General features: G+C 39.5%; 21 protein-coding genes. All 21 read right to left on the bottom strand.

The features are described 5' to 3' along the window. The 21 genes from uhpT to G3341_RS00690 all read right to left on the bottom strand — a co-directional run bounded on the left by uhpT (position 1) and on the right by G3341_RS00690 (position 23,403). A complete protein-coding gene (uhpT, locus tag G3341_RS00790; protein ID WP_163860499.1) occupies positions 1-1,401 on the bottom strand; it encodes a hexose-6-phosphate:phosphate antiporter in 1,401 nt (466 codons plus the stop codon). A gap of 29 nt (positions 1,402-1,430) precedes the next feature. Continuing rightward, on the bottom strand, positions 1,431-2,219 hold the full coding sequence (locus G3341_RS00785) for an inositol monophosphatase family protein (RefSeq protein WP_230085850.1): 789 nt from the start codon (positions 2,217-2,219) through the stop codon (positions 1,431-1,433). A 583-nt stretch (positions 2,220-2,802) separates the two neighbouring features. After that, positions 2,803-3,063 (bottom strand): acyl carrier protein, encoded by a 261-nt coding sequence (locus G3341_RS00780; protein ID WP_154624771.1) that lies wholly within the window; start codon positions 3,061-3,063, stop codon positions 2,803-2,805. Further along, a complete protein-coding gene (locus tag G3341_RS00775; protein WP_163860498.1) occupies positions 3,060-5,174 on the bottom strand; it encodes a hypothetical protein in 2,115 nt (704 codons plus the stop codon). Before G3341_RS00775 ends, G3341_RS00780 begins: the two co-directional genes overlap by 4 nt. Before the next feature lie 99 nt (positions 5,175-5,273). Next, positions 5,274-6,266, bottom strand: coding sequence for a hypothetical protein (locus tag G3341_RS00770; RefSeq protein WP_163860497.1), 993 nt, complete (start codon positions 6,264-6,266; stop codon positions 5,274-5,276). Between the two features lie 4 nt (positions 6,267-6,270). After that, positions 6,271-7,578, bottom strand: coding sequence for a hypothetical protein (locus G3341_RS00765; protein WP_154624774.1), 1,308 nt, complete (start codon positions 7,576-7,578; stop codon positions 6,271-6,273). Between the two features lie 21 nt (positions 7,579-7,599). After that, positions 7,600-9,795: a type III secretion system translocon subunit SctE gene (gene sctE, locus G3341_RS00760; RefSeq protein ID WP_163860496.1), complete on the bottom strand. Its 2,196-nt coding sequence runs from the start codon at positions 9,793-9,795 to the stop codon at positions 7,600-7,602. Positions 9,796-9,805: 10 nt separating this feature from the next. Continuing rightward, complete coding sequence (gene sicA, locus G3341_RS00755; RefSeq protein ID WP_154624776.1) at positions 9,806-10,321, bottom strand: type III secretion system translocator chaperone SicA; 516 nt, start codon at positions 10,319-10,321, stop codon at positions 9,806-9,808. A gap of 109 nt (positions 10,322-10,430) precedes the next feature. Beyond that, a complete protein-coding gene (locus G3341_RS00750; RefSeq protein WP_154635689.1) occupies positions 10,431-11,534 on the bottom strand; it encodes an EscU/YscU/HrcU family type III secretion system export apparatus switch protein in 1,104 nt (367 codons plus the stop codon). A 15-nt stretch (positions 11,535-11,549) separates the two neighbouring features. Continuing rightward, positions 11,550-12,350: a type III secretion system export apparatus subunit SctT gene (gene sctT / locus G3341_RS00745; protein ID WP_163860495.1), complete on the bottom strand. Its 801-nt coding sequence runs from the start codon at positions 12,348-12,350 to the stop codon at positions 11,550-11,552. Then, positions 12,347-12,619 carry a type III secretion system export apparatus subunit SctS gene (gene sctS / locus G3341_RS00740; RefSeq protein WP_163860494.1) on the bottom strand — a complete coding sequence of 91 codons (273 nt, stop codon included), beginning with the start codon at positions 12,617-12,619 and terminating at the stop codon, positions 12,347-12,349. The genes sctT and sctS overlap by 4 nt, the downstream gene beginning before the upstream one ends. Before the next feature lie 12 nt (positions 12,620-12,631). Further along, positions 12,632-13,297 (bottom strand): EscR/YscR/HrcR family type III secretion system export apparatus protein, encoded by a 666-nt coding sequence (locus G3341_RS00735; protein ID WP_163860493.1) that lies wholly within the window; start codon positions 13,295-13,297, stop codon positions 12,632-12,634. Between the two features lies 1 nt (position 13,298). After that, positions 13,299-14,228 carry a FliM/FliN family flagellar motor switch protein gene (locus G3341_RS00730; protein ID WP_163860492.1) on the bottom strand — a complete coding sequence of 310 codons (930 nt, stop codon included), beginning with the start codon at positions 14,226-14,228 and terminating at the stop codon, positions 13,299-13,301. Positions 14,229-14,230: 2 nt separating this feature from the next. Continuing rightward, positions 14,231-15,619: a hypothetical protein gene (locus G3341_RS00725; protein ID WP_163860491.1), complete on the bottom strand. Its 1,389-nt coding sequence runs from the start codon at positions 15,617-15,619 to the stop codon at positions 14,231-14,233. Beyond that, complete coding sequence (locus G3341_RS00720) at positions 15,591-16,046, bottom strand: hypothetical protein (protein WP_154623048.1); 456 nt, start codon at positions 16,044-16,046, stop codon at positions 15,591-15,593. Before G3341_RS00720 ends, G3341_RS00725 begins: the two co-directional genes overlap by 29 nt. Then, positions 16,046-17,338, bottom strand: coding sequence for a type III secretion system ATPase SctN (gene sctN / locus G3341_RS00715; protein WP_163860490.1), 1,293 nt, complete (start codon positions 17,336-17,338; stop codon positions 16,046-16,048). The genes G3341_RS00720 and sctN overlap by 1 nt, the downstream gene beginning before the upstream one ends. Before the next feature lie 2 nt (positions 17,339-17,340). Continuing rightward, positions 17,341-17,748 (bottom strand): type III secretion system protein, encoded by a 408-nt coding sequence (locus G3341_RS00710; RefSeq protein ID WP_154623050.1) that lies wholly within the window; start codon positions 17,746-17,748, stop codon positions 17,341-17,343. A gap of 11 nt (positions 17,749-17,759) precedes the next feature. Further along, a complete protein-coding gene (locus tag G3341_RS00705) occupies positions 17,760-19,829 on the bottom strand; it encodes an EscV/YscV/HrcV family type III secretion system export apparatus protein (RefSeq protein ID WP_163860489.1) in 2,070 nt (689 codons plus the stop codon). Positions 19,830-19,833: 4 nt separating this feature from the next. After that, a complete protein-coding gene (gene sctW, locus G3341_RS00700; RefSeq protein WP_163860488.1) occupies positions 19,834-20,946 on the bottom strand; it encodes a type III secretion system gatekeeper subunit SctW in 1,113 nt (370 codons plus the stop codon). Further along, positions 20,937-22,634 carry a type III secretion system outer membrane ring subunit SctC gene (sctC, locus tag G3341_RS00695; RefSeq protein WP_154623053.1) on the bottom strand — a complete coding sequence of 566 codons (1,698 nt, stop codon included), beginning with the start codon at positions 22,632-22,634 and terminating at the stop codon, positions 20,937-20,939. Before sctC ends, sctW begins: the two co-directional genes overlap by 10 nt. Beyond that, complete coding sequence (locus tag G3341_RS00690) at positions 22,624-23,403, bottom strand: AraC family transcriptional regulator (RefSeq protein WP_154623054.1); 780 nt, start codon at positions 23,401-23,403, stop codon at positions 22,624-22,626. The genes sctC and G3341_RS00690 overlap by 11 nt, the downstream gene beginning before the upstream one ends. Positions 23,404-23,534 lie beyond the last annotated feature (131 nt).

The raw sequence follows: 23,534 nt of genomic DNA, 5'->3' as shown, positions 1-23,534 counted from the left end.
TTACTGAATGAGTCGATTATCGCGACGGATCTTGCGTTCTTCATAGATAGCCACGACACCCAGCATCACTATCCCTACTGCGGTTGCAGCAAATAACAGATAGAAAGTATCCGACCAGCCATGAAGTGTAAATCCACCAACCGAGATACCGTTGCCAGTTGGGTCTGCGATACGAGAAACTAGGACTTTAGCCATCCCATCACCGAATAAGTAACCAAAAAAGCCCGGAATTGAGTTAACCACCGCCGTTGCACACTTAGGTGCAAAGCCAATGATTGAAATACCAATCAAAATCACAGGTCCGAAAATAAAGAAGCCTTCAAAAAAGAGTGCAATATAAATGCCCCAGACACTGGACATATTTTGGTAAGCAATTAATGGGAAGATGACGGAGATCATACATAACATACCGAGTAATGCACGGCGTCCCCCCATTTTATCGGAGACATACCCCCAAGTGAGTGAGCCTAAAAATCCCCCTAATTCGAGCGCTGTAATCGTACCAATAGCAGAGATATCATCCCAATCAAGTGCCATTTTAACGTAGGCGACACTCCAGTTATCGACACCAATACGAATGGTATACACACAGAGGTTAGCTAAGCATAGAAACCAAACTGCCGGATTTTTCAGAACATATTTGATGAAAATTTCTGACTTTGACATACTTTCTGCGGCGGTATCATCTTTAGAAACTGGCTCGTCAAAAATTTCTTCTGGTGTGTTCCAACCTAATTCTGATGGGTCATCTTTACCAAAAAACATCCCAAATGTAGCAATGACACCCGCAAATAAAATCGGGAAAATAAACATCCCTGCCACATTACCGTTAAAAGCATACTCCATCCCGAATAAGGCGATTGGCCCAGCCAAAATAGCACCTATATTGTGTGATGCGTTCCACCAAGAGATAAACCGACCCCGATTTTTTCTGGGTGTCCAACGGTTAATGGTTGAGTTAGAGCAAGGACCTCCAGGAGCCTGAAATAACCCCGTGAGTGCCCATAAGAAAATAAAAATACCAAGAGAATGCCCTGATGACAGTAAAAACATGCCGATCGCAAATGAAGATGCACAAGACAGCATAAGTAAGAAGCTGAGTATTTTCTTCGTATTTTTGCCATCAATATAATAGGAAAGGAGCACACGGCCTAGACTATAAGTAATAGAGAAACCAAAACCCACCGTGCCCAAATCACTCAAAGTGAAATCTGTTTGTTCAATAATAAACGGGGTAGCGGCTTTAAAATTATAGCGAAGAAAATAGATCCCTGTATAAGCCAAACACATCACAAAGAATGGCTCCATAAACTTTCTTAACCATAAATCGCGTTGTACAGAGAGGGGGATTTTTCCTGTCGGTAGCCTTTTTATATCAAAAAAAGAAAATTTAGAACTCATGTTATTAGCCTTTTCGTGGTTTTATTATTTTATTCTCTAAATGATTCGAGTTGCTGATATATCTTTGGACTCGATGCCAATACATAATTTCCTTTAAGGAGAAAATTATCTTTCGCTCTATAATTATTCATAACCCCTCCGGCTTCTTGAATTAACAATAAGCCTGCAAGACAGTCCCATGAATTTAGATGAGGTTCGTAGTAACCAATTAGCTTGCCTGCGGCTACATAAGCCAACATTAATGCAGCAGAACCATTGCGGACAAACATCCCTTTTTCATGAAGTAATTTATCTAAAAAAGGAATAATGTATTTAGGTGATATGCGAGTTGAAATCCCGACACCAAGCAAACCTTCATTCAAGGATTGAACCGCATTAACTTTGATAGGTGATTGATTTAAATAAGCCCCATGACCCGCCATTGCATGAAATAATTCATCCTGTACGGGGTCATAAACAACCGCGATTTGTGTATTTTGTTGTTCATCCAAGAGGGCTATCGAAATACACCAAGAAGGCAACCCAAAAATAAATGCACTAGTACCATCAATAGGGTCAACGACCCAAGTATATTCTGATGCACCTTGTGTATAACCCCCTTCTTCACCAAATAAAGTATCGAGGGGATATTGTTGGTGAATTTTCTCACGAATAAATTGTTCAGTATTTTTATCCGCAATAGTGACTAAGTCCTGCCCATCCTCTTTTTTCTTTTCAATGTTGAGTTGGTTTCGGTCATAATAGTAGGATACCGCTAATTTGCCGGCTTCAAGAGCAACTTGGCGAATAAAAGTATATCTCGCTGAAATCGCATTCATTCCCATCTCCAGATAATGAAATTAATATTTCGAAATATATATTTAACGAATCGTATATTCCGCGATCGATTTCATGAGATGATAAATTAATGTAATTTTTATTTTATAAAATATATTTTATTGTTATCAACTTATTGTTATATAAAGAACATAAATAAAATTACTCAATTGAGGTCGTTATTTTTCATTTTCTATTTTTTATTATTTTAAAATAAATTTTTCATTTAAATCCTGAAAAACACATCGTTTTATGATGACCTGACACCCACTTCCATTCGTAAAATTAACTCGCCCTTTGATAACGATTCACCAATAGCATGACTGTCTTTTGAGTTTTGATTAAATGATCTTTAACCGGCTAAATAGGATTTATTTTGTGACTGCTAATGTTGTGAAAATGCGAGTAGGGAGCTATTTTTTACTATCAATACTAAAAATATTTTTTAATAGAATAAATAAGCAGTTTAATGTGGTTAAAATTTAATATTAATTAGAAAAAACTTGATATTCATTATTGATAGCGCGCGTGGTTCATCGCTAATATGACCCGGACATCCTTGTCATTCAGGCCATTATATACACGCTATTTCAAGGTATTCCCTTGAGAAAGGTAGTCGACAATATCCTGTAATCGATACCATTTTACCCAGATACTATCGTTTAATGGTTGGCCAGTATAATTTTCAATAGCCGTAATTAACTCGAGCATTTCCAACGAATCGATATGCAAGTCTAAAATTAATGCTGAATCCATCTCAATGGGTTTATCGATACCCGAATAGGTGCGGATCGCTTTTATTTGCTCGGTAAGCCATGTTTGATGAATTAAATGACGGGTACTCATGACCCACTTCCTAATTTAAACCGCTGGTCATTGCCGATATAGTGTTTTTTCCGTGACAAATCTCTCGCCTGACCACCTGACGTCGTATATACCCTATTATCCGTATTAACCTGCCAACGATATTTCTTCTCCGTCGTATCACCATCTAATTTTTCCTTCGAGGGCGCTATCTCTCGAATAGGTTCGGCAGGCGCCTTTTCAATCTCAGAAGCTGTCATTGGCTGCTCCTCTACAACCTGTGCCACCTTCGCGTGATAGACTCCACTGATATGCCCCTTTAATGGCGTACTTGCTGTCGATTGCTCGTCCAACGGCTGTTTATTGCCTAACGATTTTTGTGTGTCTAATTCAGGATCTAATGCGTTGTTTTTCAGCTCCATGGCAGAACCCTTCGCGACATCAAGCATATTGCTTAATTCAACGACCACTTGTTTGGCCGTATCCACCAAGCGTGAATTGCTCACCGTTTGTATATGAGCATCAAAGAGGTGATCGGTAAGTTGTGTCACATGTTCTTCCAACAGCTGGTCGTCAATGCCATCCACGGCTTTCTGCGGTGGCTCCTTCGGGTTTTGAGCAAACAGTTTTGTACTCTCAGTATTCGAGTCACCCGCCCGATACCGCTGCCTTTCCAAAGGATTTGTACTTTGGTTAAATCCCCGACTGGTGAGCACAAACGGGTTGATTTTTTGGGTGTTTGATAGCCATTTTCCCTCCGCTGTACGTGTATATCCCCCCACTTGTTGCTGTCGAGAAGAGGACACCGGTGCTTGTTTTTCTTGGTTGGATTGCAGCAAAGGCGCTGCCTTACCCTCTACTGGCTGCCGTGTCGTCTCTGATAGTTCATCACTCGGTTTATCTTTTAACGGCTGCTGAGAAGGCGCGTTATAGTCAGTCTGAACCACATTATTCTGTGGTAACGAGCCACTTCCTTTAACCGTTTTTCCTTCATCGTTGAGCTGAACATGCAATTCAGTTCGGTAGCTTGTCGGCGCATCTGCCGCCGATGCTGCACTTTTGGACGTAACGGTTTGACTCTGGGCTGTCGGTAACGTGGTGACACCGTCAATGGTTACCGTTGCTGTCGCATTAGCATAATGACTCGGCGTATCAGAGACCTTATTAATGCAATGAGGGCATGCATAGTTATTGGTTATATAATAATTATTGATGACCGGTGCTGATGCTTGATCGCTGGTACGATACGGCATACCATCCACATCATCTGGCTGCGGTGAGGCAGCAGAAGATAGCGGGACATTTCGCTGAGTGACCGGAGGCTTTTCGGTCATTTTTGATTCAGGTGACGACAATGCGGCTGGGGTCGTTGACACATTCAAACCGATTGTCTCAATATGCTCCTCTAAGGCACGAAATCCTTGTTCCAAGCAGGCATTTTTATCTGCCCAGAGATTATGTTTTTGATAAGCTTGCATCGCGTTATCAAAGCGCGCCGTTTTGCCTTGCAGCAGTGAGCCCGTTAAAAAATGAGTGACCAATGTTGCATCATCAACAGACTGTTCAGGCGACAGCCCCGCCATCGATTTTAGTTGGCTATCCGTGTAATTTTCATTCAGCTTTGCCTTGATAGCAGGTGTAACATACTCAGCTAAAAAGCGCTGTTTAAGGGTATTGGCCTGATTGGGCAACTTAGCTAAGATATTTTGTAACTCTTTACTGAGAGATTGACTTGCTACTGCTTTTGACTTCTCCGATGCAGCTGAAACCACTTTTGCCGTATGCTTGATTAAGGCGGGGGTTATTTCCTCTCTATTTAATAATGAAAAGGAGGTTAATACGGCATTAATATGATTTCTATCTTCCTGTAAGATATGATGAATACTCTCAGGAGTCATATGATACTTTAAGGCTTCACTGCCTAACATCTCTGCTATTTTATTCGCTTTAACATCATTCAGTTGTCGATGTAACGCGATACTATCCGCTTGAATAGCCATAGTTTGTTTAGCTTCTAGAGGCGAGGTTTCTGCTACACTAGAAACATTCCCAATATGATTTGCCATGAACATATTTTGGCTAGTGACACCCACTCTTTTAGTCGAATGTGTATCTATATAGCTATTGAAAGGCGCTAATGAATTTGGTCGCATAGAATATTACTCTTCATTATATTTCTATCATTAATATCTGAAGGTAATGAGATATAATATGATTATATCTCATTTAAATAATGGGAAAATTAAAACTAATTAGGTATTGGCAAAAGCAACATTATATTGAAATAGGTCTTTTAATAATTGAATTAACAACTGAGTCAGTGTCTCAAAATGGCTATTATCTTGTCGAAAGGTTTCTAATAAACGCGATACGCTATTATTAACCGCATTCTTTTTACTATCTATCGCCGTTTGCATACTTTGGAAAGTCTGCACCATCATCTCCCCTTCTGGCGTACTCGCCCCCATGATTGGATTAACGGTTTCATAAATATCTTTTATCGGCTGCATATCAGGATAAATATAGATAACATGGTCTATTTCTTTAACTAAAAAGCCTTGCCCATTCAATTTTTTTTGCCAAAAAGCTAACATACCCGGTTTGCTATCAAAGCGAGCCATTGGCTTAATCACATTATCAATGTTATCTATGCTTAAATTGTGATCCCAAAAATTTTTAGTGTGCGCATAAGTATAATCTTGCAAACTATCCTTTAGTAAATTAAAAAACTTTTGCTTATTAAACTTAATATAACCATTACTACCACTATCTAAACATTGGCTAATCGCGCCCAACCCCTTATTAACTTTTTCCATAAACTGGGTTGCCGCTTTAGTAATTTCACCAAAACTTTTCTGATAATCTAAATTCACATCGTTAATGACATTAAAAATACTGGTTATATGAGATCGACCGTCTTGAATAACCTCTGCTGCAATTTTAGTGGAAGCACTATTATAGAAATCTGTGGTATTTTTTAATTCGCGCTCAACTAAGCGGGATTTTACCTTAATGTCTTCCTCCGTTTCTTGCCTATCTGTGTATTGGTAAATTTTTTCGGGTACATGCACATCATGATGTTTTAAGACTGCTTCTGCTTGCTCTTCTGGGTTCGTTGCCCTATCGACCACAAAATTCCCCCCTACTGGGCTGAGCTGTAAATTGCTCTGCGCCGTGAGTCTGTTAGCGGAAGTGGTTATGGGATTACACTGTGGGAGCATTGGATTAATTTCACTCATACTCATCGATTTAACCCCTCGTTGCAACAGCTTGGAAAGTTCTGATCTGCCCTTCAATAACGTCTTTAAGGATATCGAATACTTTTTTCATCAGATCCAAAACCGTATCGATCTGCTTCTCTTTATCATTGGCGATAGACCGTGCAGTATCACCAATATCTTGCAAGACCATTTTTTGTGCTTCCAATGCCTTCACATCCATTTGTACAGCAGATGTCACTAGCTGCCCCGCGTTATCAGATAGACGAGTCACACTCTCAATAATGCTGGATTTCTTTTGTGTTTGATTGGTGATTTTATCCAGTTTTGTTTGATGCTCATCTGCTTTTAGTTGACTACGTCTTCCGGCATCTTGGTGACGTAAACTTGCCAAATCATTTTGCTGATTCAGGGCCTTATTCGTCGTTTTGATGGTTGATGCACGACTCAATTCAATCGAATCCTGCGCGCTCGAAGTATGCTGATTTCTTGCCACACCATGCATATTGATCGCTTTCGTTTGCTTCACTAACTGCTTAGTTTGTAATGCCGCTCCCGCCAGCGTGACCCCCATCGATACCGCAAAACCTAATACCGCGCCAAGAAACGCTTTCTCACCTTCTTTGATCGTCGTATCTGCCGCGCTCTGCACCATTTGTGCTTTTAACTTTAAAAAATCGGCTTGCAGTTGGCGGTCTGTCGTATTAATGATCGACTTAATCTGACTCAATAGATTACGTAGCTCCATTAAAATATCGCTACTCATAATGCCGATAAATTGGCTATCTTTTATTGCATCAAAAGACTGAATTCCAGGTTTTACATCTTCACTATTTGCTTGAGCCACTTGCACATCTTTAATTGCAGATGCCGCCAGCATTAAGTTAACCCCTTGAGATAATTGCTTGATCTCACTTTCGTCCAAATTCGCTATCGTTGGAAACATGTTTTCCAACTTGCTATTTTCTTCCGCGATCACTTCTCTTACGGCGTTTTCAACTTTGGTTGCCGTTACCGCAATATGCGCTTGAAGGTTGGCGTAAGCCGATGAAAAACCACTGATCACTTTCGATGTTTCTTCAAGCTCCGCCTTATTCATGTTTTTCGCATCAAACAGAAACGATGGGTTAACAGTCGCTTGCTCAGGGCGCTTTAATAACGGCTTATCTTGTGATCTTGGTACCGTAATCTCAACGGCATCTCTGATAGAGACTTGCGGTGCAGCGGCTGGTGTTGACAGCGTTTGAGTATCACGACCCGTCAAAACAGCTCCCCCCTCAAGATTGTCTAACTTTTGAGTTGGCATAGAAAACTGCGTTGGTGATGAAATTGTCGTCATAATAGGGCTCCTTGATGAGAATTAGGCATAATTAGAGAGACTGATTGCACTGGCTTTACGGTCGTTGGATTGTTTCAGTGATGTCAGCGTGTCAGTGAATAGGTGATTAAACACTTCGTATTGCTTTGACAGCATCTTAATCAGGGACTCCAGCAACTCATCGAGAACTTTAATAATTTCATCATTCATCATCATTTTGGCGAATAACTTCTTAAGCTCTCGTAATTGTGCCGCCCCTTCTAAACGTAATGCACCAACAGTGACCGTGCTTGTTACTGACGTAGCAACGCCAGCCCCTTTCGCACCGACCTCTACGCGTGACGCTAATAGACTCTGTTTTCCAAGTTTTTTCCCTGTATCAACGATATCAGCAACATCATCAATTCGATCAGCGGCATTATCGACCACCTTCACCGTATCTTTGACGCTATCTGCTTGCTGATGCATCTTATCAACCGTTTTCACCGTATCTTTGATGCCGTCAGTCTGTTCATTGATCTTATTTACGTTTTTCGCTGCACTTTTTGCACTGTCAGCCTGTTCATGCGTTCTATCGGCTGCTTTCGCAATATTTTTGATATCACGAGCTTTCTTCGCGACCTGATTGGCGGTTTTGACTGTACTTTGCAACTCCTCCGCCGCATCCGTCAATTTAGTCAATTTCGTTAATACCACCATGTCATCCGCGGCTTTACCTAACGTTTTTATTTTGCTGAGTAGCTTTTTAACGAGGTTGATGATCGTATTCGTTATCGCCTTCACTGTGCTTTTTACGACCGTTTTAAGTGAATTTGCCGCCACTTTGGCGACTGTTTTTACGGTATTGGCGATGTTTTTCACAAAAGAGGACATAGAAACCAAAGAGAGAGCCAGAAAAGCGACAGCGGCAACTACCATGCCAACAATGCTACCAATCTTTTTCGCCTCTTCCACAGACATTCCAAACGACACCAGCATATCCGTGACAACATTTGAAATTTCCGTTGCTAGCATCTGCATTAAACTGGCATTACCCGTCTCTTCCAACACGATATCAGTGACCGAAATTGCGATACCGATGGCAGCAACAGCGAGTGTTAATGGGGCAGCCGCGCCGAATGTTGCAACTGTCGCAATAACCGATACTGCTAACATGACGTAGCTAAAAATCTTACTGGCACATGATGCCGCTTTATTCGCAGCGTCAGCTTTATGTTGAGCCTCTTCAGCTTCTTTGGCTTTTTTTTCTGAATCTTTACGAGAGGCTTCGCTGATCTTAGCCATCACCTCTTCCTGCTCTTTCATACTACGAATAGAGTCTTCATTCATCGCTTTTTTCAGCGATGCGGTCAACATCGTTAATAACGCAAGGGTGTTTTCCCACTTCTCACCATCCACTTCAACAGGGCGAGGGGCGGTATCAATAAAATTATTTAATACACTTCGATCACTATCGGCACTCTGAGCAAGCCCAGTGAGAACCTTATACGCATCTTCAAGTTGTGGACTAAGTACCGCGAGTTCAGCTTCTACCTGACTCATTTGCGCGGTCACATCATTCCGCTGCAAAATAAGCTGTTGCCCTTTTTCCTGTAAATGAGCCAGTTCGGATGTTAGCGTGTTAACTAACTGCGTTAATTGATGAAACTTTGACAATGTCTCTGCTGTTCTAGGTTCTTTTGCTAATGAGGATAGGTTTGATTGTGCCGTGACCAATTCCTTATTCACTGCGTTTTGTTGCTGAGTATTATCATCAATATCGGTCTGTAGCTGATTTTGGGTTACTGTCAGCTTATTTAACCGAGTTTCAACTTTTTCTACTGCTTGTTTAATCGACGCGACTTCTTGTTTTTTTGTTTCCAGTTTTTTGGTACTCTCTGAAAACGAATTAAATAAGGATTCCCCTTGTTGTTTTAGTGCTTCCGATTCAATATTTAATTGGTGCAGTTGATTACGTAATTCATTGATATTATTTTCACCTAATATCTTACGTATCGACGAGAAGGCCTCCAACATGGAGACTCTGGCATTCACCCCTTTTTTCGGTTCTTGCAGTTGTGGCTGGCTTTCTAGCTTACTGCGTTTCATTTGTTCATTGGATGTTAATTCTTCGCATGCAACCTCCATACTTAACACCGCTTTAGCGATGTTTTCCCCCATTTCTAATGGATTAACACCTTGTTGAAAGGCTTTAACTAAACCTATTCTGTCAGATGTTATATTTGTCATTGATGCCATATTATTTCCTCTACTTTATTGAAGAGTCTTCCTGCGCTGAATCAGTCTTTTCAAGATTCTTTTTCAATGCATTAAGGTAAGCCTGCGATTTGGCTTTTAACTCACTATCGGTACTACTGTCACAAACACTCTCAAAACAATGCAAAGCAGCACTACTCTTTTTCAACATTAAATTACATTGGCCTGCATGAAATAATGGTCGATAGTCATGTTTCGCTAAAACAAATGCTAACGCATATAATTCAGAGGCTTTTTCATAACGTTTAGTTAATTGATAAACAGCCGCTAATCCCATGACATAATCGGTATTATAGAAGTCATAAATACTGAGAAAACGAAAAAAAGTCTCCGCTTCTTTTAATTTACCTTGCTGATAAAATTCATATGCATAGGCATAAATTCCATCCATCATATCTTGTGAAATACCATGAATATCTTTATATGTTGAGCCATTCATTAAAGCAGACGTAATACTTTCAAGTAACTCATCCATATCAACGGGTTGTTGCTCTTTTTCACTCTTCATATATTAACCCCATAAGTTATTGAAGATATAAGATGCTCCACAGTGATAGTTGCATCTTAATTAATCAATGTTTAATTCTCTTATAAAAAACGATATTATTAGCAAACAATTAATTTTGGTTATTTTCTTGAGTCACTTCCTCTTCATTAATTAATCTCATCAATTCGTCATCAACAAATATTCCCATTTTTTCTAATTCAATACGTAATAACCAATTAATGATTTGCATAACATCTTGTAAGCAATGTTCATCAATAAAACTGTCTTTTCGATAATAACGCCATATTTTTCGTGCTAATGGAATATCTCTGACAACCGGTATTCCTTGTTGCTCTGCATATTTAATAATCATTTTGGCCTGTAGACCACGACTTTTAAATAATAAAAAAGGTAATGGCGCTATATTATCATCATAATAAATTAACATCGCGATATGGGTTGGATTTGCCATAACAAAGGTTGAATTACGGACATTTGCTTTTACTTCTTCAGACAGTATTTCATGATGCAAACCTTTACGCGCGCTTTTTAAATGAGGGTCACCTTCATTATCTTTATACTCTTTTTTTACCTCCTGTTTTTCCATCTTTAAGCCTTTAATAAATAGGAAAAACTCGGTAATGACATCAATAATAATGATCAGTAACGCTACGGCTAAAAAAACCACAACAAAACTCATACAGAGATCAACCCACTGATAAATCATGCCATTTATTGTGGTCCGATAAAGTAAAAAAATATCGTGTCGCCATAAGAAAAAAAAGACACTCGCAGAAATTGAAAAAACAATGAGATATAGAAAGGCTTTAACCAACTCCTTAAGTGAATTGAGCGAAAATATCTTTTTTATCCCAGAAATAGGGTTTAATTTAGAAAAATCAATTTTTATTGCCTCTGTTGCTAAACGAAAGCGGCTCTGTAATAAGGAGATTATTGAACCTGAAAGAAAACTCGCTAATAGCACCGGAGAAACAATCACAAAAAAAATACCAATAAATTCTGAAAATAGCTTATCAATATTAATGTCATTAGGTGATAATAAAAGACGCCTCATCAAGCCCCCAATTTCAAATAAACTGGTGGCGCCTGAAATCACATAGGCACTCACAACTAAAACTAATGCGGCAACACTATCTTTACTTTTAAAACTTTGCCCTTTTTTGGCAGAGTCTTTAATTTTTTTCTCAGTAGGCTGTTCGGTTTTTTCTGCCATCTTATACTCTCTCGATTATGGCATCGAAGAATTGAAAATTTCATTCAGTGTCGAAAGTGAAATTAAATTGACTAAAATTTCTGGTATTTCATTTTGAAAATAGAGTAAAAAGACAATAAATGCGATAATTGATTTGATTGCTAATGATAAAGAAAAGGCATTAAGTTGAGGGCAGAATCGGGAATATAACCCCAGCGCAACTTCACTAATAAATAGGGTGACTAAAATAGGGGATGCTAATGTAACCCCTTTCACCACCATCTGATTAATCCATTCCCCTATAGGTAAACTATTAAATTGAGCGAATCCAGCCGCGAAAGGAAGGGTTTGATAACTTTGAGCAAACGTTTTGACTAATAATACCATTCCCCCCTGCGATAGAAAGATCATACAGATGATATAACTGATGAAGACAGCCAGCTCAGATGATTCACTACCGCTTGCAGGGTCAACAATACTACTGATTGTTTCACCGCGTTGCGTATCAATTAGCTCACCGATAACACTCGCAATCATAAACGGCAACGCTAACATAAACGCGATCACGACCCCTATCGTCAATTCATAAACAACCACCTCAACAACACTGACATTCTCCCATTGAAATTCATGGGCAGATAAAAAAGGCCATAATCCTAATGCAATATAAATCGTGACACAGCTTTTAATCACGCTGCTATTCAGTAACTTATTACTGAGAAATGGCAGAAAAAAAAGGGTAGGCGCAATTCGTATCCAAGCAATCGCGACGATGGTTAATTGCTGTTGAAACGTAAAATAGAGCGATGAATAAAAAGACAATATATCTTGATTCATCCTAACGATCCTATGGCAGGAATTGCCATTGTGAATACTTCTAGCGCATAGCTCATGACTTTATCAGCCAACCAACCTGAAATCATAAATAAAGAGCCAAACACTGCCAGTAACTTAATACCAAAAGGTAATGTTTGCTCTTGAAGTTGCGTCACCGTTTGAATCAGGCCAACAAATAAGCCGACAACCGTCGCAACAATAATAGGAAGTGCCGATAATATAACAATCAGTAACATCGCCTTATTGCTACTATAAATAATTGCATCCATGGCATTTCCTCATTATTGTTGTGCTAATTCAAAGTATTGCATCACTAGTCCTTTGGAAATGAGTGACCACCCGTCAATAGCTACAAATAAAATCAATTTTACCGGCACTGATATAGTGACAGGGCTCATCATCATCATACCGAGTGCTAAAAGAATGCTAGAGATCACCAGATCAATGACCACAAAAGGCAAATAGATATAAAAACCAATTTCAAATGCAGATTTAATTTCACTTAATGCATAAGCAGGTAATAATGAAAAAAGTGTTGTCTGACCCTCTTCTATATAATTAATTTCTTCATTCGTGCCTTTTTGTACGGACTCAAAAAAATTGATGAGTTCAGGATCGGAATATTTTAGTAAATATGCTTTATAACGGCCTAATCCACCTTCAACAAAATTATCGACCGATTCCACACGCGTAAAATCCACCTTTTCTTCACGCATATAATGATTAATATCTTGAACAACCGGCATCATGACAAATAAAGATAACAGCATTGCAATACCGTTTAATGCCATCGTTGACGGTACCTGCTGTACCCCCATCGCATTACGTACCATAATTAATACAATAGATATTTTGAGATAGCAGGTACCTGCCGCAATAAGAAACGGCAGTAATGTAGCAAGAGAAATAACAGCTAATAGCGGAATTTCATTAGATACGATAGACATATTAAAGCCTTCTATCGCCTAAATTGCCAAGACGAGTGATTTCTAAACCTAACTCATCACTATCGCCAATATAGATTAGCTCCCCTTCCGCAATAAACTGTTTATTTGCATAAACTTTAACTTCGCGCTCTTTATTCTCACCAATGGAATATATTGAGCCAAGCTGCATATTCGCTAACTCATTAATCGTGATTTCACTGTGACCTAATACAAATGTCAGTTTGACCGATAACGTATTTACATCAAATGGTTGCACGACTTCATCAATCAGTGCTTCCGTTGACGCCTCAGTGTTATTTTCAGTCTCCGAATCAATCATTTCCTCAATCATAAATTGGCCTTCTTGTTGTTTTTGAAAACGGGCAAACAGACGCCCTGCAATTGACATATGCAGTTGTAATTTTTGGATATACAACACATCGTGTAATTCGATGGATTGCAACAGCTTCACGCTGATATCGCTATGGCCTAATATCCAATCTGCTTGTAATCGCAAACATTCTATAAAACGATTTTCGACTGGTTGCCGTGCTACCCCATTAATTGGAGAGGACAGCAACACTTTTCCTAGGTGAGACTCATGCACACATAACCAATGCTGAGTGACACTCTCATCATCAATAATTTCAATATTTCGGCAACGGAAACGTTCGGAGAAAAAAAGAGTCCTAGGGTATTCAGAATGAAACAAGCTAACCAAATCGGCCTCATTAAGGGCATCCCATGCATAATGTATCAATGTTGGCCAACGATAATCACACCATTCACCGACATGCACGAGCACCTGTACGGTTTCCTTCTCGCCCCCTAACGTCAGACGAAAATAACGCTCCCCTGATTTAGGTACAACGACATCGGCATCAGGTTGATAACGCTGCTGCCAAGCGCGCATTTGCACTTCTCGTGGGCTAATACGACGAATATTCAACATAATTAGTTATCTTCTGGCTCAGTGTGTTCTTGCTGCTGTTGGCGTTGCTTTTCATGCTGCTGACCTTCATAACGAATCGATAAAGGCTGCTCACCACGAAAAAGGTGTTGGTTTTCACGTAATACTTGATGAACTTCCTGACTAGTTGTACTGGCGAGTAACTCTCCACCATGCGGATTCAATTCAAACGTCACCGCGGGACTACTTTGCCATCGACTAAAGGTATAAGTGAGGCTGCGTCCTTCAATTTTTGCGACTTTTTCCGTCATTTGCTCAGTCATCTCAGCCCTAACTTGTGCCGTATTCATCGCCACTGTTGTGGATTGCCGCGCTTGAGCTGTTGTATGAACCTGTATGTTTGCATTCATCGGTGCAGGCAAAGTCCCATTTTGTTGTTCAAGTACATCAAGGCGCTCTGCCAGCGACTGAACCTGAGACACTGGCGTAGACTGAGTACTCTCGGTATCCATTGGCACATTAATCGGCTGTTCAGTTACCGCTGTTCGTTGTTTTTCAAGCGACAGAGAAGGCACAGTGAACGTATTTAACGTGACATTTTCTGTTGGATGAGCCTCTGCGAAAGCCAATGAAGAGGCATGCTGAGTGTCAGGCAGTGTTGTCGATGACTGAGTCGTGGGAGCAGTTTCAGATAAGGTGACAGGCCACTGAACGCCATCCTGTATTTCAGATAACAGGGAGGAAGATTGAATACCATGGTGTATTTTAGGCGTGATGACCGAAGGTTGAACAGGCACTTGTGACGTCTCAACATGGGTCAAATCAATATTAGACTGTGGTATATCTCGGGATTTTATCGGCGATAGCAAGTTTGACGAGGCCAATTGCTGAACACTACGTTGTGGCTTGGCTTGTTGTGTCGCTAAAGAAGGCTGCAAACTGTCGGCAATATTTTTATTGATGGTTTCACCGAATAGCGCCTGTTTCTCTGGGGTGGCTTTTAACTGGCTTTTGGGGAAATGATGCTGTTGAGTGTTATTGAAATTCCCGAATATTCCACCGCCGTCCTTCTGCAACATGCTGACCGTTGCTACCGGTAATATCTCTGCCGCTAAGTGTTCTCCCTGAAAGGTTTCGTCAGCCCCCTTCTCGACATTTAATCCTAATTGGCAAAACGCCATAAGCTTTTCGGCTGTTTCCGTATGGCGTAAGTGAATAGGCAACTGCATCAATAATGGCACGATACACTCTTCAGCCTGCTTTTTACGGTGTTTTTTCGGTGTCGAACGGTGAGCGTGCTTCGCTGCCAATGCTTTCATCTGTTTTTTGAGTACGGATAGATTATCGAGCGGCTTTCCATTGCCGGCTGGCATCGTTTGCTTATCTATCGGTACCACATTAGATTCATTCAGTTCCAATTTTATTGTTGTCATAAACGGACAACTCCTCAATTTCATTTTGTTGCTGACGTTCTAATTTTAAACACCGAGCAATTCGTTGCTGCTTGAGATAATTTCGGAATTTTTCGCACTTGTTACGTAAAGTGAACATACGCTGAACAAGATGTTTTCGTGATTGTTCATATTTGGTTAACTCGGCACTCATCGATTCAATTTGATATTCAAGGTGGGCAATTTCAGCTAACAAGGCGGCTTTTAGTCGCTGACGCTCCCAAAAAGCAACTTTGTTTAATTCCGCCGATAATTCATATAAACCCGTTTGTGTATTCAACACATTAATTCGTGATTGAATGTCTGTACGTTGTTGTTGCAATGCATTCATGAATGATTGCAATTTCAATTGCTCCTGCAAAACGCTTTCAAACCGTTTTTCATTGAGTGCAAGGAGGTCTTTAATCATTAGGATGCCAAATGACTGAGTTGATTTAACATTGCATCAAAATGTTCTGCTTCATTGATTTTTTGTTTTAAAAATTGCTCTATTTCCTCTTTTTTATCTAACGCATTATCATTATCGATACTTTCACCACGCTGATATTCTCCAAGCTCTAAATACAATTGGATTTGTTCTAATCGCGATAACCGCTCACGGACTTTAATCGCGAATTGTTGATGTTTTTCTGTTGTTACTTTCGAGGAGACGCGGCTAATACTATGCAGAATATCAATAGCGGGATAATGCCCTTTTCCGGCTAGCTTATGACTTAAATAAATATGCCCATCTAAAATCGAACGGATCTCATCACCAATAGGGTCTGCTTCATCTTCACTTTCGAGTAACACCGTGTAAAACGCGGTTATCGACCCTTTTTGGAGACGTCCGGGTCGCTCAAGCAACATGGGAAGTTGTTCAAAAACAGATGCGGGGTAACCTCGTCTAGCAGGTAATTCACCCGCAGCTAATGCAACATCCCGTAAGGCTCTTGCATAACGAGTCATGGAGTCCACAAAAAGCAATACATTGCGTCCAAGGTCACGAAAATATTCCGCAATTGTTGTCGCCAGTAAAGCGGCATTACAGCGTTCAATTGGAGGACTATCTGAGGTCGCGTATATTAAAATAGTCTGACCTGCATGAGGTGAGTTTTGCAGTTCATCAATAAATTCAATAACCTCTCTACCACGCTCCCCAATTAAAGCCATCACATGAATATCCGCTTCAGCGTGGTTAATGATCATATTCATTAACGATGTTTTGCCGCTGCCTGCGGCCGCAAAAATACCAATGCGTTGCCCTAACCCACAAGTTAATAAACCATCGACAGCTCGAATTCCAGTAATGAGAGGTTCATCAATAGCGCGCCTTGAGGTAACACTGACAGGTGGGCTATCAATACGCATTAACTTGGATTCATTTAACACACTTTCCTTTGCTGGTTCACCGAGTGTGCCAACCTGCTCACCGGCAGCATCAAAGATTTTGCCAGACAGTTGCTCATTCATTGCAAACACAAAAGATTGTCCTGTTGGGCGGATAACAACCTCGCGAGTTAATCCTTGGATTCGACCAATTAAGCTCAGCACTGTCAGCCCTTCTTTAAAGCCGACAACTTGTGCTTTTGCGAGACATTCACTTGAGGCTAAAGAACGTTCAACAATACAAATTTCGCCAATAAAAACACCGTGTAACGGTGCCTCCATCAAACAGCCATGAATGCGCGCTGGGTGCGCGCAGTAATCAAATAGTTTCATGGTTAGCCAACTAATGCTGTTCTGAACAAATTGCTACGTTCAAAAAATTCCTCGAAACTATCAGCAAACTGCTGTGCATGACTTAATGCCGTTTCTTTCATGACCGCGGACAGAACGAAAACATCATCGACAAGATTTAATGCCGGTTGACCTGGTTGAAAATTACGTGGTGGATATTGAATTATCATATTTAGCAAATTCTGACTGACAGAATCAAACCTTGCTGCACTATACTCCGCTAAATGACACCAAATAATTACGTCATCACTAGAAAGGTCAATATTAATCGCTGGTGCATCATTCATTTCTAATTGAATATTTGAATGACAATCTAATTGAGGATTAATTAAATCACTACGCCCCATGTCATTTAAAAATGAATTTAATGCTTCAACAAAACGATACTTCATAAGAAATTTCCTTATATTGTCTTAATAATATTCACTTTCACCATGTCAGAAACCTCATTAAATGAGAGAACTTCTAACTCAGGAAAGCGTCCTTCAAGGATTTTTTTCACAAAACGGCGGATATCAACAGGAACCAATACCGTAATATCCCGAGCTGAGAGATAGCTGTTTTCAAGGGCTAATTCCGCAGATTGAATTAATTCATTGGTTGTTTCGGGTTCGAGATGCAAGTAAACCCCGCCTGCCGATTGCCGAATACCTTGGCGAATGGTGTCTTCAAATACAGAATTCACCATTAATACATTTAAGCGGCCTTCAACAGCGAAACGGGAAGAGATATAACGCGACATCGACGTTCGAACATGCTCGACTAACATCAAACTGTCTTTTTCTTTTGGCGCCCACTGGACAAGGGTTTCAACGATTAATTTCATATTACGAACTGAAATTTTTTCCATTAATAAACGTTGAAAAACTTCCGTGACTTTTTGCACTGTTGAATGCCGATAGCACTCCTTTAATAACTCCGGATATTTGTTTTCTAGATCATCAAGTAGATTTTTAGTTTCTTGAATACCGAAAAACTCATTAATATGACGCAATAAAAGCGTGCTAACACAATCAATCATTTCTGTTACATCATCGCGTATCATCAATCCTAATTGTTCAACTTGCTCGATATCTTGATTAATAATCCAAGAACTCACTGCACCATACTCATCCGTAAAATGTATTAGCTCGATCCCTAAATATTCCAGCTCATCACTCACTGTTAATAAACGATGACCGCCAAAACAGATATCATACTCACCTGCTTTGACTTCATTTATTAAAATGATAATTTTATTATTAGGTACAATCGGTGAGTAATTAATGGCAATATCGGGTATTCGATAGCCATAGCGAATAAACACATCCTTTTTAAAACGCGCTAAGAAATTTTTCTCTTCAAGTGATTTTTTATATTGTTGGTTGACAGAAATAATAATGGGTAGCGTTTCAGGAATATACTCTTCCTCAATAGCACTGTTTTCCCTTTGTGTTTCTCCTTCAGTTATCTCTGTACCCACATTAACGCGCTCAGCTTGTGTCTGCTGATAAGTTTTATCTTTACGTTTTTTCCAAAAACGGACAAAAAATATTATCGATAAGAGCGCTGATAAGAAAATAAATATCGCTGTCGGAAACCCAGGTAAGAACCCCATAAATAAAACAATGAGTGCGGTAATGAGGATCGTAAAATCATTGGCAAATAACTCAGAAACAATATTCTGTCCCAAGTTTTTATCGTTGCCACCCACTCGGGTGACAATAAAACCAGCACTGATAGAGATAAGTAACGCAGGGATTTGCGCAACAAGTCCATCACCGATGGTTAATAATGAGAACGTGTTCAGCGCAGAAGAGATATCCATTCCCTGTTGTGCCATACCAACGGAAACCCCACCGATTAAGTTAACAAAAATAATGACAATCCCAGCTATTGCGTCTCCTTTAATAAACTTCATCGCACCATCAAAAGAACCAAATAGCTGACTCTCTTTTTCTAAATCACCTCGGCGCTCTTTGACCGTTGCTTCATCAATAACTCCTGCCCGTAAGTCAGCATCAATGCTCATTTGCTTTCCGGGCATCGCATCAAGCGAAAAACGGGCAGCCACTTCCGCGATACGTTCAGAACCTTTAGTAATAACAATAAATTGTACGATGGTTACAATCGCAAATACGACCATCCCAACAACCAAGTTATCTTGAATAACAAACTCACCAAAGGTGGCAATAATTTCCCCAGCGTCAGCTTCTAATAGGATCAGTCGACTAGTACTAATCGATAAAGCAAGGCGAAATAATGTGCTGATTAATAAAATTGAGGGAAAGGATTGAAAATTGAGGATCCGAGTAATATAAAAAGAACTCATAAAAATAAGTACTGAGATCATAATATTCAAGCCAATCAGTAAATCGACCAATATCGTCGGTAACGGAATAATGAGCATCGCGATGACCATCACCATAATCACTAATACCATCAATTCTGGCCGATTACGGATCGCTAAAAGAAATCCAGTAAACTTATTCATTTGATTAAAAATCCTCCCTTTGAAAATAGTTACGCATCATTAATTCTTCTTGTGCCATCACATAATGCATACAATCTTTCAATTGATTTATTAATTCATCGCGCGCTTCCAATGATTGAAAGACGCTAACGGGTATTGTTGCAAATGCCAAAATTAATAATTGCAAAAATCGAGCACGCAAATCAGTACTCATCATGCTTAACTGGGAAGAAATAAATAATAATAAACCTTCATTGAAATTAGTGTGATTTCGAATACCTGCCGTAAATAATTTACTAAGCTCTTTTTCAAATTTTTCGTTAATAAATTGCCGATGGTGCTTAAATAGATTTGATTGAAAAAATTGTTGGATAAATACATGGTCTAATGACTGTAACTCTCTTAATCGTCCTACACGAATAAAATAGTTACCGAACTCACCCATATTAATGTCACCTAAGGGAAGCGCTTGCAGATCACAAGCCAATGCACGACTTAAATAACGCATAATATTTTCACGTTCTTGGCTTTCCATCTCTTCCACCCATTGTTCATATAAATAAACAACAGGACCTTCATAAGCCAAAAACTCACGGTATAACATACGCAAGTTTCCCGCCGACTGTTTTATTTTTTGCGCAAAAGCCTTTGCAATAAGGGCGATATTCACGCCAGCTTGCGTACTTCTATCGATATCTTCTTGGTGAAGTTGCTCTTCCAGTTTTTTGAGTTGTTCAAGCTGCTCTTGCTTAAGTTTTCCACGATTAATTAATGCTGCCAACGCCATTAATAAATCGCTGGGGTCGGAGAAAAAACGCAATAAAAATGCTTTTAACTCTTTAGGTGTCATAAATTGACGATTGAGTATGCCCTCAACATTTAAAATAGTTTCATCCGCATTCTCATCAAGGATACGTTCAGCAAACTGCATCCAATCTTCCGTGTCATCTTGCTTACCACTACTTCTTTTTACATGGCTCGCTGCTAACATCGACATCGACGCATATTCTCCGGAGCTATCAATCACCCCTTGCCCACGTAATACCTCATCCGAATCATCACCCGTTTTGGATGAACGACTCTTTTCTTGTGCCCCTCCTAACATGCGGGCACCACCACCCAAAGGCGCTATTGCCATGATTCCCCCATATAGGTTTTTAAAAATTGGATGGTGCTATGTAACTGTTTGTCATGTTGTTTGATGCGAAGGTTTTCAGAAAATTGTCGGCCATCCCATACTTCATTTTCATCCAACAAACGAGGTTGGATTAAGAATAGCCGTACCATTTTTTGTTTATTCATTGATGAATGGCTAAATAGACGACCAACCAATGGGATATCGCCTAATAAAGGAATATGACTTTCATTTTCTACAATCTGTTCTCGAGTATATCCGCCTATCAATAAACTACTGTTTTGAGCGATACGAGCAACGGTATTAATCGTTGTTCGATTGACCGAAGGGAGCCCTTCAACATTAGACGTTTCACCATTTTTTGATTGTTTTTCAGCACCATCCTCAATATTCACTTCCATTTCTACATGGTTACCCGCTGAAATGCGTGGCATCACACTGACCATCGTGCCGTAGGTGACTTGCTCTAAAGTGGCGATACGTTCACCCTGTAACTTAGCGTAGAAACTGGTGTTGTTATCAAATAAAGCAGGAATATTTTCTTGAGTTAATAACACGGGGCGAGACACAATATGCCCATTGCCACTTTTACTTAGCGCATCAATACGCAATAAGAAATCTGTACTATCAGACAGTGTACTGCGGTTAAAAGAAAACGAACTGTTACCGGTATTAATGGTGCCAACTTCCCAATTAACACCTAAGTTATCTAATTCACTACGTGTGATATCAATGATCCACAACGACAATTCAACTTGTCGGCGCCGAGTATCTAATGTCCTGACTAATTGGCGAACATAACGAATTTGTTCAGGGGAACCTTTAACAATTAAACTGTTACTATCTGGATGTGCCACTAATGAAAAAGGAACATTAGATGGATTACGAGTACCATTGAATGCAGGCATGGGCTCTACAGCCTCACCAATCGGCGCATCCATCAAGGCATCAATGTCATCTCCTATGTTATCTTTTGGTGCCGATGCAATTTTTTGCGTTGGTACAGTCCCTACAGGGGTATTTTTAAATAATTCACTGATGACTGATAACATACCTGGAACAGTAATATTATTACCGCGTAATGAATAAGTTCTATCTGTCACCGAAGCATATTTGACCGCAATAACGGCAAGCTCCCCACCCGAAAGAGCTTCTTGTTTTACTTGCTCATCAAGATAGGCTGTCGCGGCTTGTATCAATTCAACATATAAAGGAGGGCCAGAAACAAACAATAAGCTGTTTCCTCCTTGAGTACGAACAGGAAAGCGCTGGTCATAGATACCATTTTTTTTAATATAATTGAGAACTTGATGACTACTGGCATTATTCATAGGAATAATAGCACTACGCATCTCGCTATTATCGTAAACATAAATAGCGGCACCATCATCATACCAAACCAATGCGATACGGCGCGTTAACGCCTTAAACATCTCATCAGCATGTGCCAAATTAAAATTACCCGTTATCCGCTTTTGTGCCGCGAGTTTGCTAAGAATAATCGGTTTATTAAGTCGCTCAGCTATAGCATCAAAAACTTTGCCGACCATAATATTATTTGCAACAAACGTTTCTTGATTCATCTCCTGCTGAACAGGTTCAGCCATGATAATTTCAGTTTGCGCTGAAAAAACATTTACACTGAGTAAAAGTAGCGATACTAATATCATCCCACTTCTTTTACTTTTCATATAGTTTCACTCCAAGATGCCTAATATCTGAAGGGGTTAACCCTAATTCTTTTTTTATATCATTCGTAAAATGAGAGGCTGAGCAATAACCTGCTTCAAGGCCGATATCTAATATAGAATTATCACTTTCAATAAGCTTTAAGATGGCTGAGGCCATACGAACACTCATAATTTTTCTTTTTGCTGTTTTATTAAAGTTTTCTCGATACAGTTGCCTAAAATAAGAGGCCGATATGCCATACTGTTTACACAATTGATTAATATTGGCATTTTTATCTTTTTCGGCGGCGGAAAGTAAAAATCGCATAATGCCGTATGCTTCATAACGCCTTAATATGTTGCACCATAAATTGAATTCAGGCTGTTGCTGAATAATTAAGCCAATAACAATATCTTTGATTGTAAGATCATAAATATAATCATTAGAAATATAGATAACATCACTATTTTTGCTCCCCGGTTCCATCATTTCCTTTTCTAAGAGAAATGATTGCTTCATAGCAGAATCAATAACAGCAAGGATCTCCACTACCTCTGAAAGCTCTAATGAATAAATTAACCAATCTTTTCTGCTAATAATAGAATCGAACTCTAATTGCGAACAAACAAATAAAGACTGCTCTTCAATATTAATTCTCTTCCCTGAATACGATGAATTGAAACTTATCCCCATTTCAGCTGAATGAGGAACAGCCAAAACCAACTTATCCTGCAAAGAAAAACAACACTCTTTATTTTCGAGTAGTGCAGCAATGTTCGTATCAATCATGATGCTTATACTTTTATTTAAAAAGATTCGATATAGCTAAATTGAAGAAAATGCACTTTTTATACAAGGGAATATTCCGGAATAACTCATACCTAATAAACAAATCAATCAGTCAGAATGATTAAGATAAA

It is taken from the genome of Providencia vermicola (assembly GCF_010748935.1).
Taxonomy (GTDB): Bacteria; Pseudomonadota; Gammaproteobacteria; order Enterobacterales; family Enterobacteriaceae; genus Providencia; species Providencia zhejiangensis.
The sequence above is the reverse complement of the archived record's forward strand: the minus strand, read 5'-3'. Positions and strand labels throughout refer to the sequence as shown.

What these genes read in the sequence shown, in the direction of transcription:
- G3341_RS00705 (WP_163860489.1), bottom strand. Translation starts at nt 19,829, where the DNA reads ATGAATAAGTTTACTGGATTTCTTTTAGCGATCCGTAATCGGCCAGAA.
- G3341_RS00725 (WP_163860491.1), bottom strand. Translation starts at nt 15,619, where the DNA reads ATGACAACAATAAAATTGGAACTGAATGAATCTAATGTGGTACCGATA.
- G3341_RS00750 (WP_154635689.1), bottom strand. Translation starts at nt 11,534, where the DNA reads ATGGCAGAAAAAACCGAACAGCCTACTGAGAAAAAAATTAAAGACTCT.
- G3341_RS00690 (WP_154623054.1), bottom strand. Translation starts at nt 23,403, where the DNA reads ATGATTGATACGAACATTGCTGCACTACTCGAAAATAAAGAGTGTTGT.
- G3341_RS00710 (WP_154623050.1), bottom strand. Translation starts at nt 17,748, where the DNA reads ATGAAGTATCGTTTTGTTGAAGCATTAAATTCATTTTTAAATGACATG.
- G3341_RS00735 (WP_163860493.1), bottom strand. Translation starts at nt 13,297, where the DNA reads ATGTCTATCGTATCTAATGAAATTCCGCTATTAGCTGTTATTTCTCTT.
- G3341_RS00770 (WP_163860497.1), bottom strand. Translation starts at nt 6,266, where the DNA reads ATGAGTATGAGTGAAATTAATCCAATGCTCCCACAGTGTAATCCCATA.
- uhpT (WP_163860499.1), bottom strand. Translation starts at nt 1,401, where the DNA reads ATGAGTTCTAAATTTTCTTTTTTTGATATAAAAAGGCTACCGACAGGA.
- sctW (WP_163860488.1), bottom strand. Translation starts at nt 20,946, where the DNA reads ATGGCAATAGCGCCTTTGGGTGGTGGTGCCCGCATGTTAGGAGGGGCA.
- sicA (WP_154624776.1), bottom strand. Translation starts at nt 10,321, where the DNA reads ATGAAGAGTGAAAAAGAGCAACAACCCGTTGATATGGATGAGTTACTT.
- G3341_RS00720 (WP_154623048.1), bottom strand. Translation starts at nt 16,046, where the DNA reads ATGATTAAAGACCTCCTTGCACTCAATGAAAAACGGTTTGAAAGCGTT.
- G3341_RS00785 (WP_230085850.1), bottom strand. Translation starts at nt 2,219, where the DNA reads ATGAATGCGATTTCAGCGAGATATACTTTTATTCGCCAAGTTGCTCTT.
- G3341_RS00775 (WP_163860498.1), bottom strand. Translation starts at nt 5,174, where the DNA reads ATGCGACCAAATTCATTAGCGCCTTTCAATAGCTATATAGATACACAT.
- sctN (WP_163860490.1), bottom strand. Translation starts at nt 17,338, where the DNA reads ATGAAACTATTTGATTACTGCGCGCACCCAGCGCGCATTCATGGCTGT.
- G3341_RS00765 (WP_154624774.1), bottom strand. Translation starts at nt 7,578, where the DNA reads ATGACGACAATTTCATCACCAACGCAGTTTTCTATGCCAACTCAAAAG.
- G3341_RS00780 (WP_154624771.1), bottom strand. Translation starts at nt 3,063, where the DNA reads ATGAGTACCCGTCATTTAATTCATCAAACATGGCTTACCGAGCAAATA.
- sctT (WP_163860495.1), bottom strand. Translation starts at nt 12,350, where the DNA reads ATGAATCAAGATATATTGTCTTTTTATTCATCGCTCTATTTTACGTTT.
- G3341_RS00730 (WP_163860492.1), bottom strand. Translation starts at nt 14,228, where the DNA reads ATGTTGAATATTCGTCGTATTAGCCCACGAGAAGTGCAAATGCGCGCT.
- sctE (WP_163860496.1), bottom strand. Translation starts at nt 9,795, where the DNA reads ATGGCATCAATGACAAATATAACATCTGACAGAATAGGTTTAGTTAAA.
- sctC (WP_154623053.1), bottom strand. Translation starts at nt 22,634, where the DNA reads ATGAAAAGTAAAAGAAGTGGGATGATATTAGTATCGCTACTTTTACTC.
- sctS (WP_163860494.1), bottom strand. Translation starts at nt 12,619, where the DNA reads ATGGATGCAATTATTTATAGTAGCAATAAGGCGATGTTACTGATTGTT.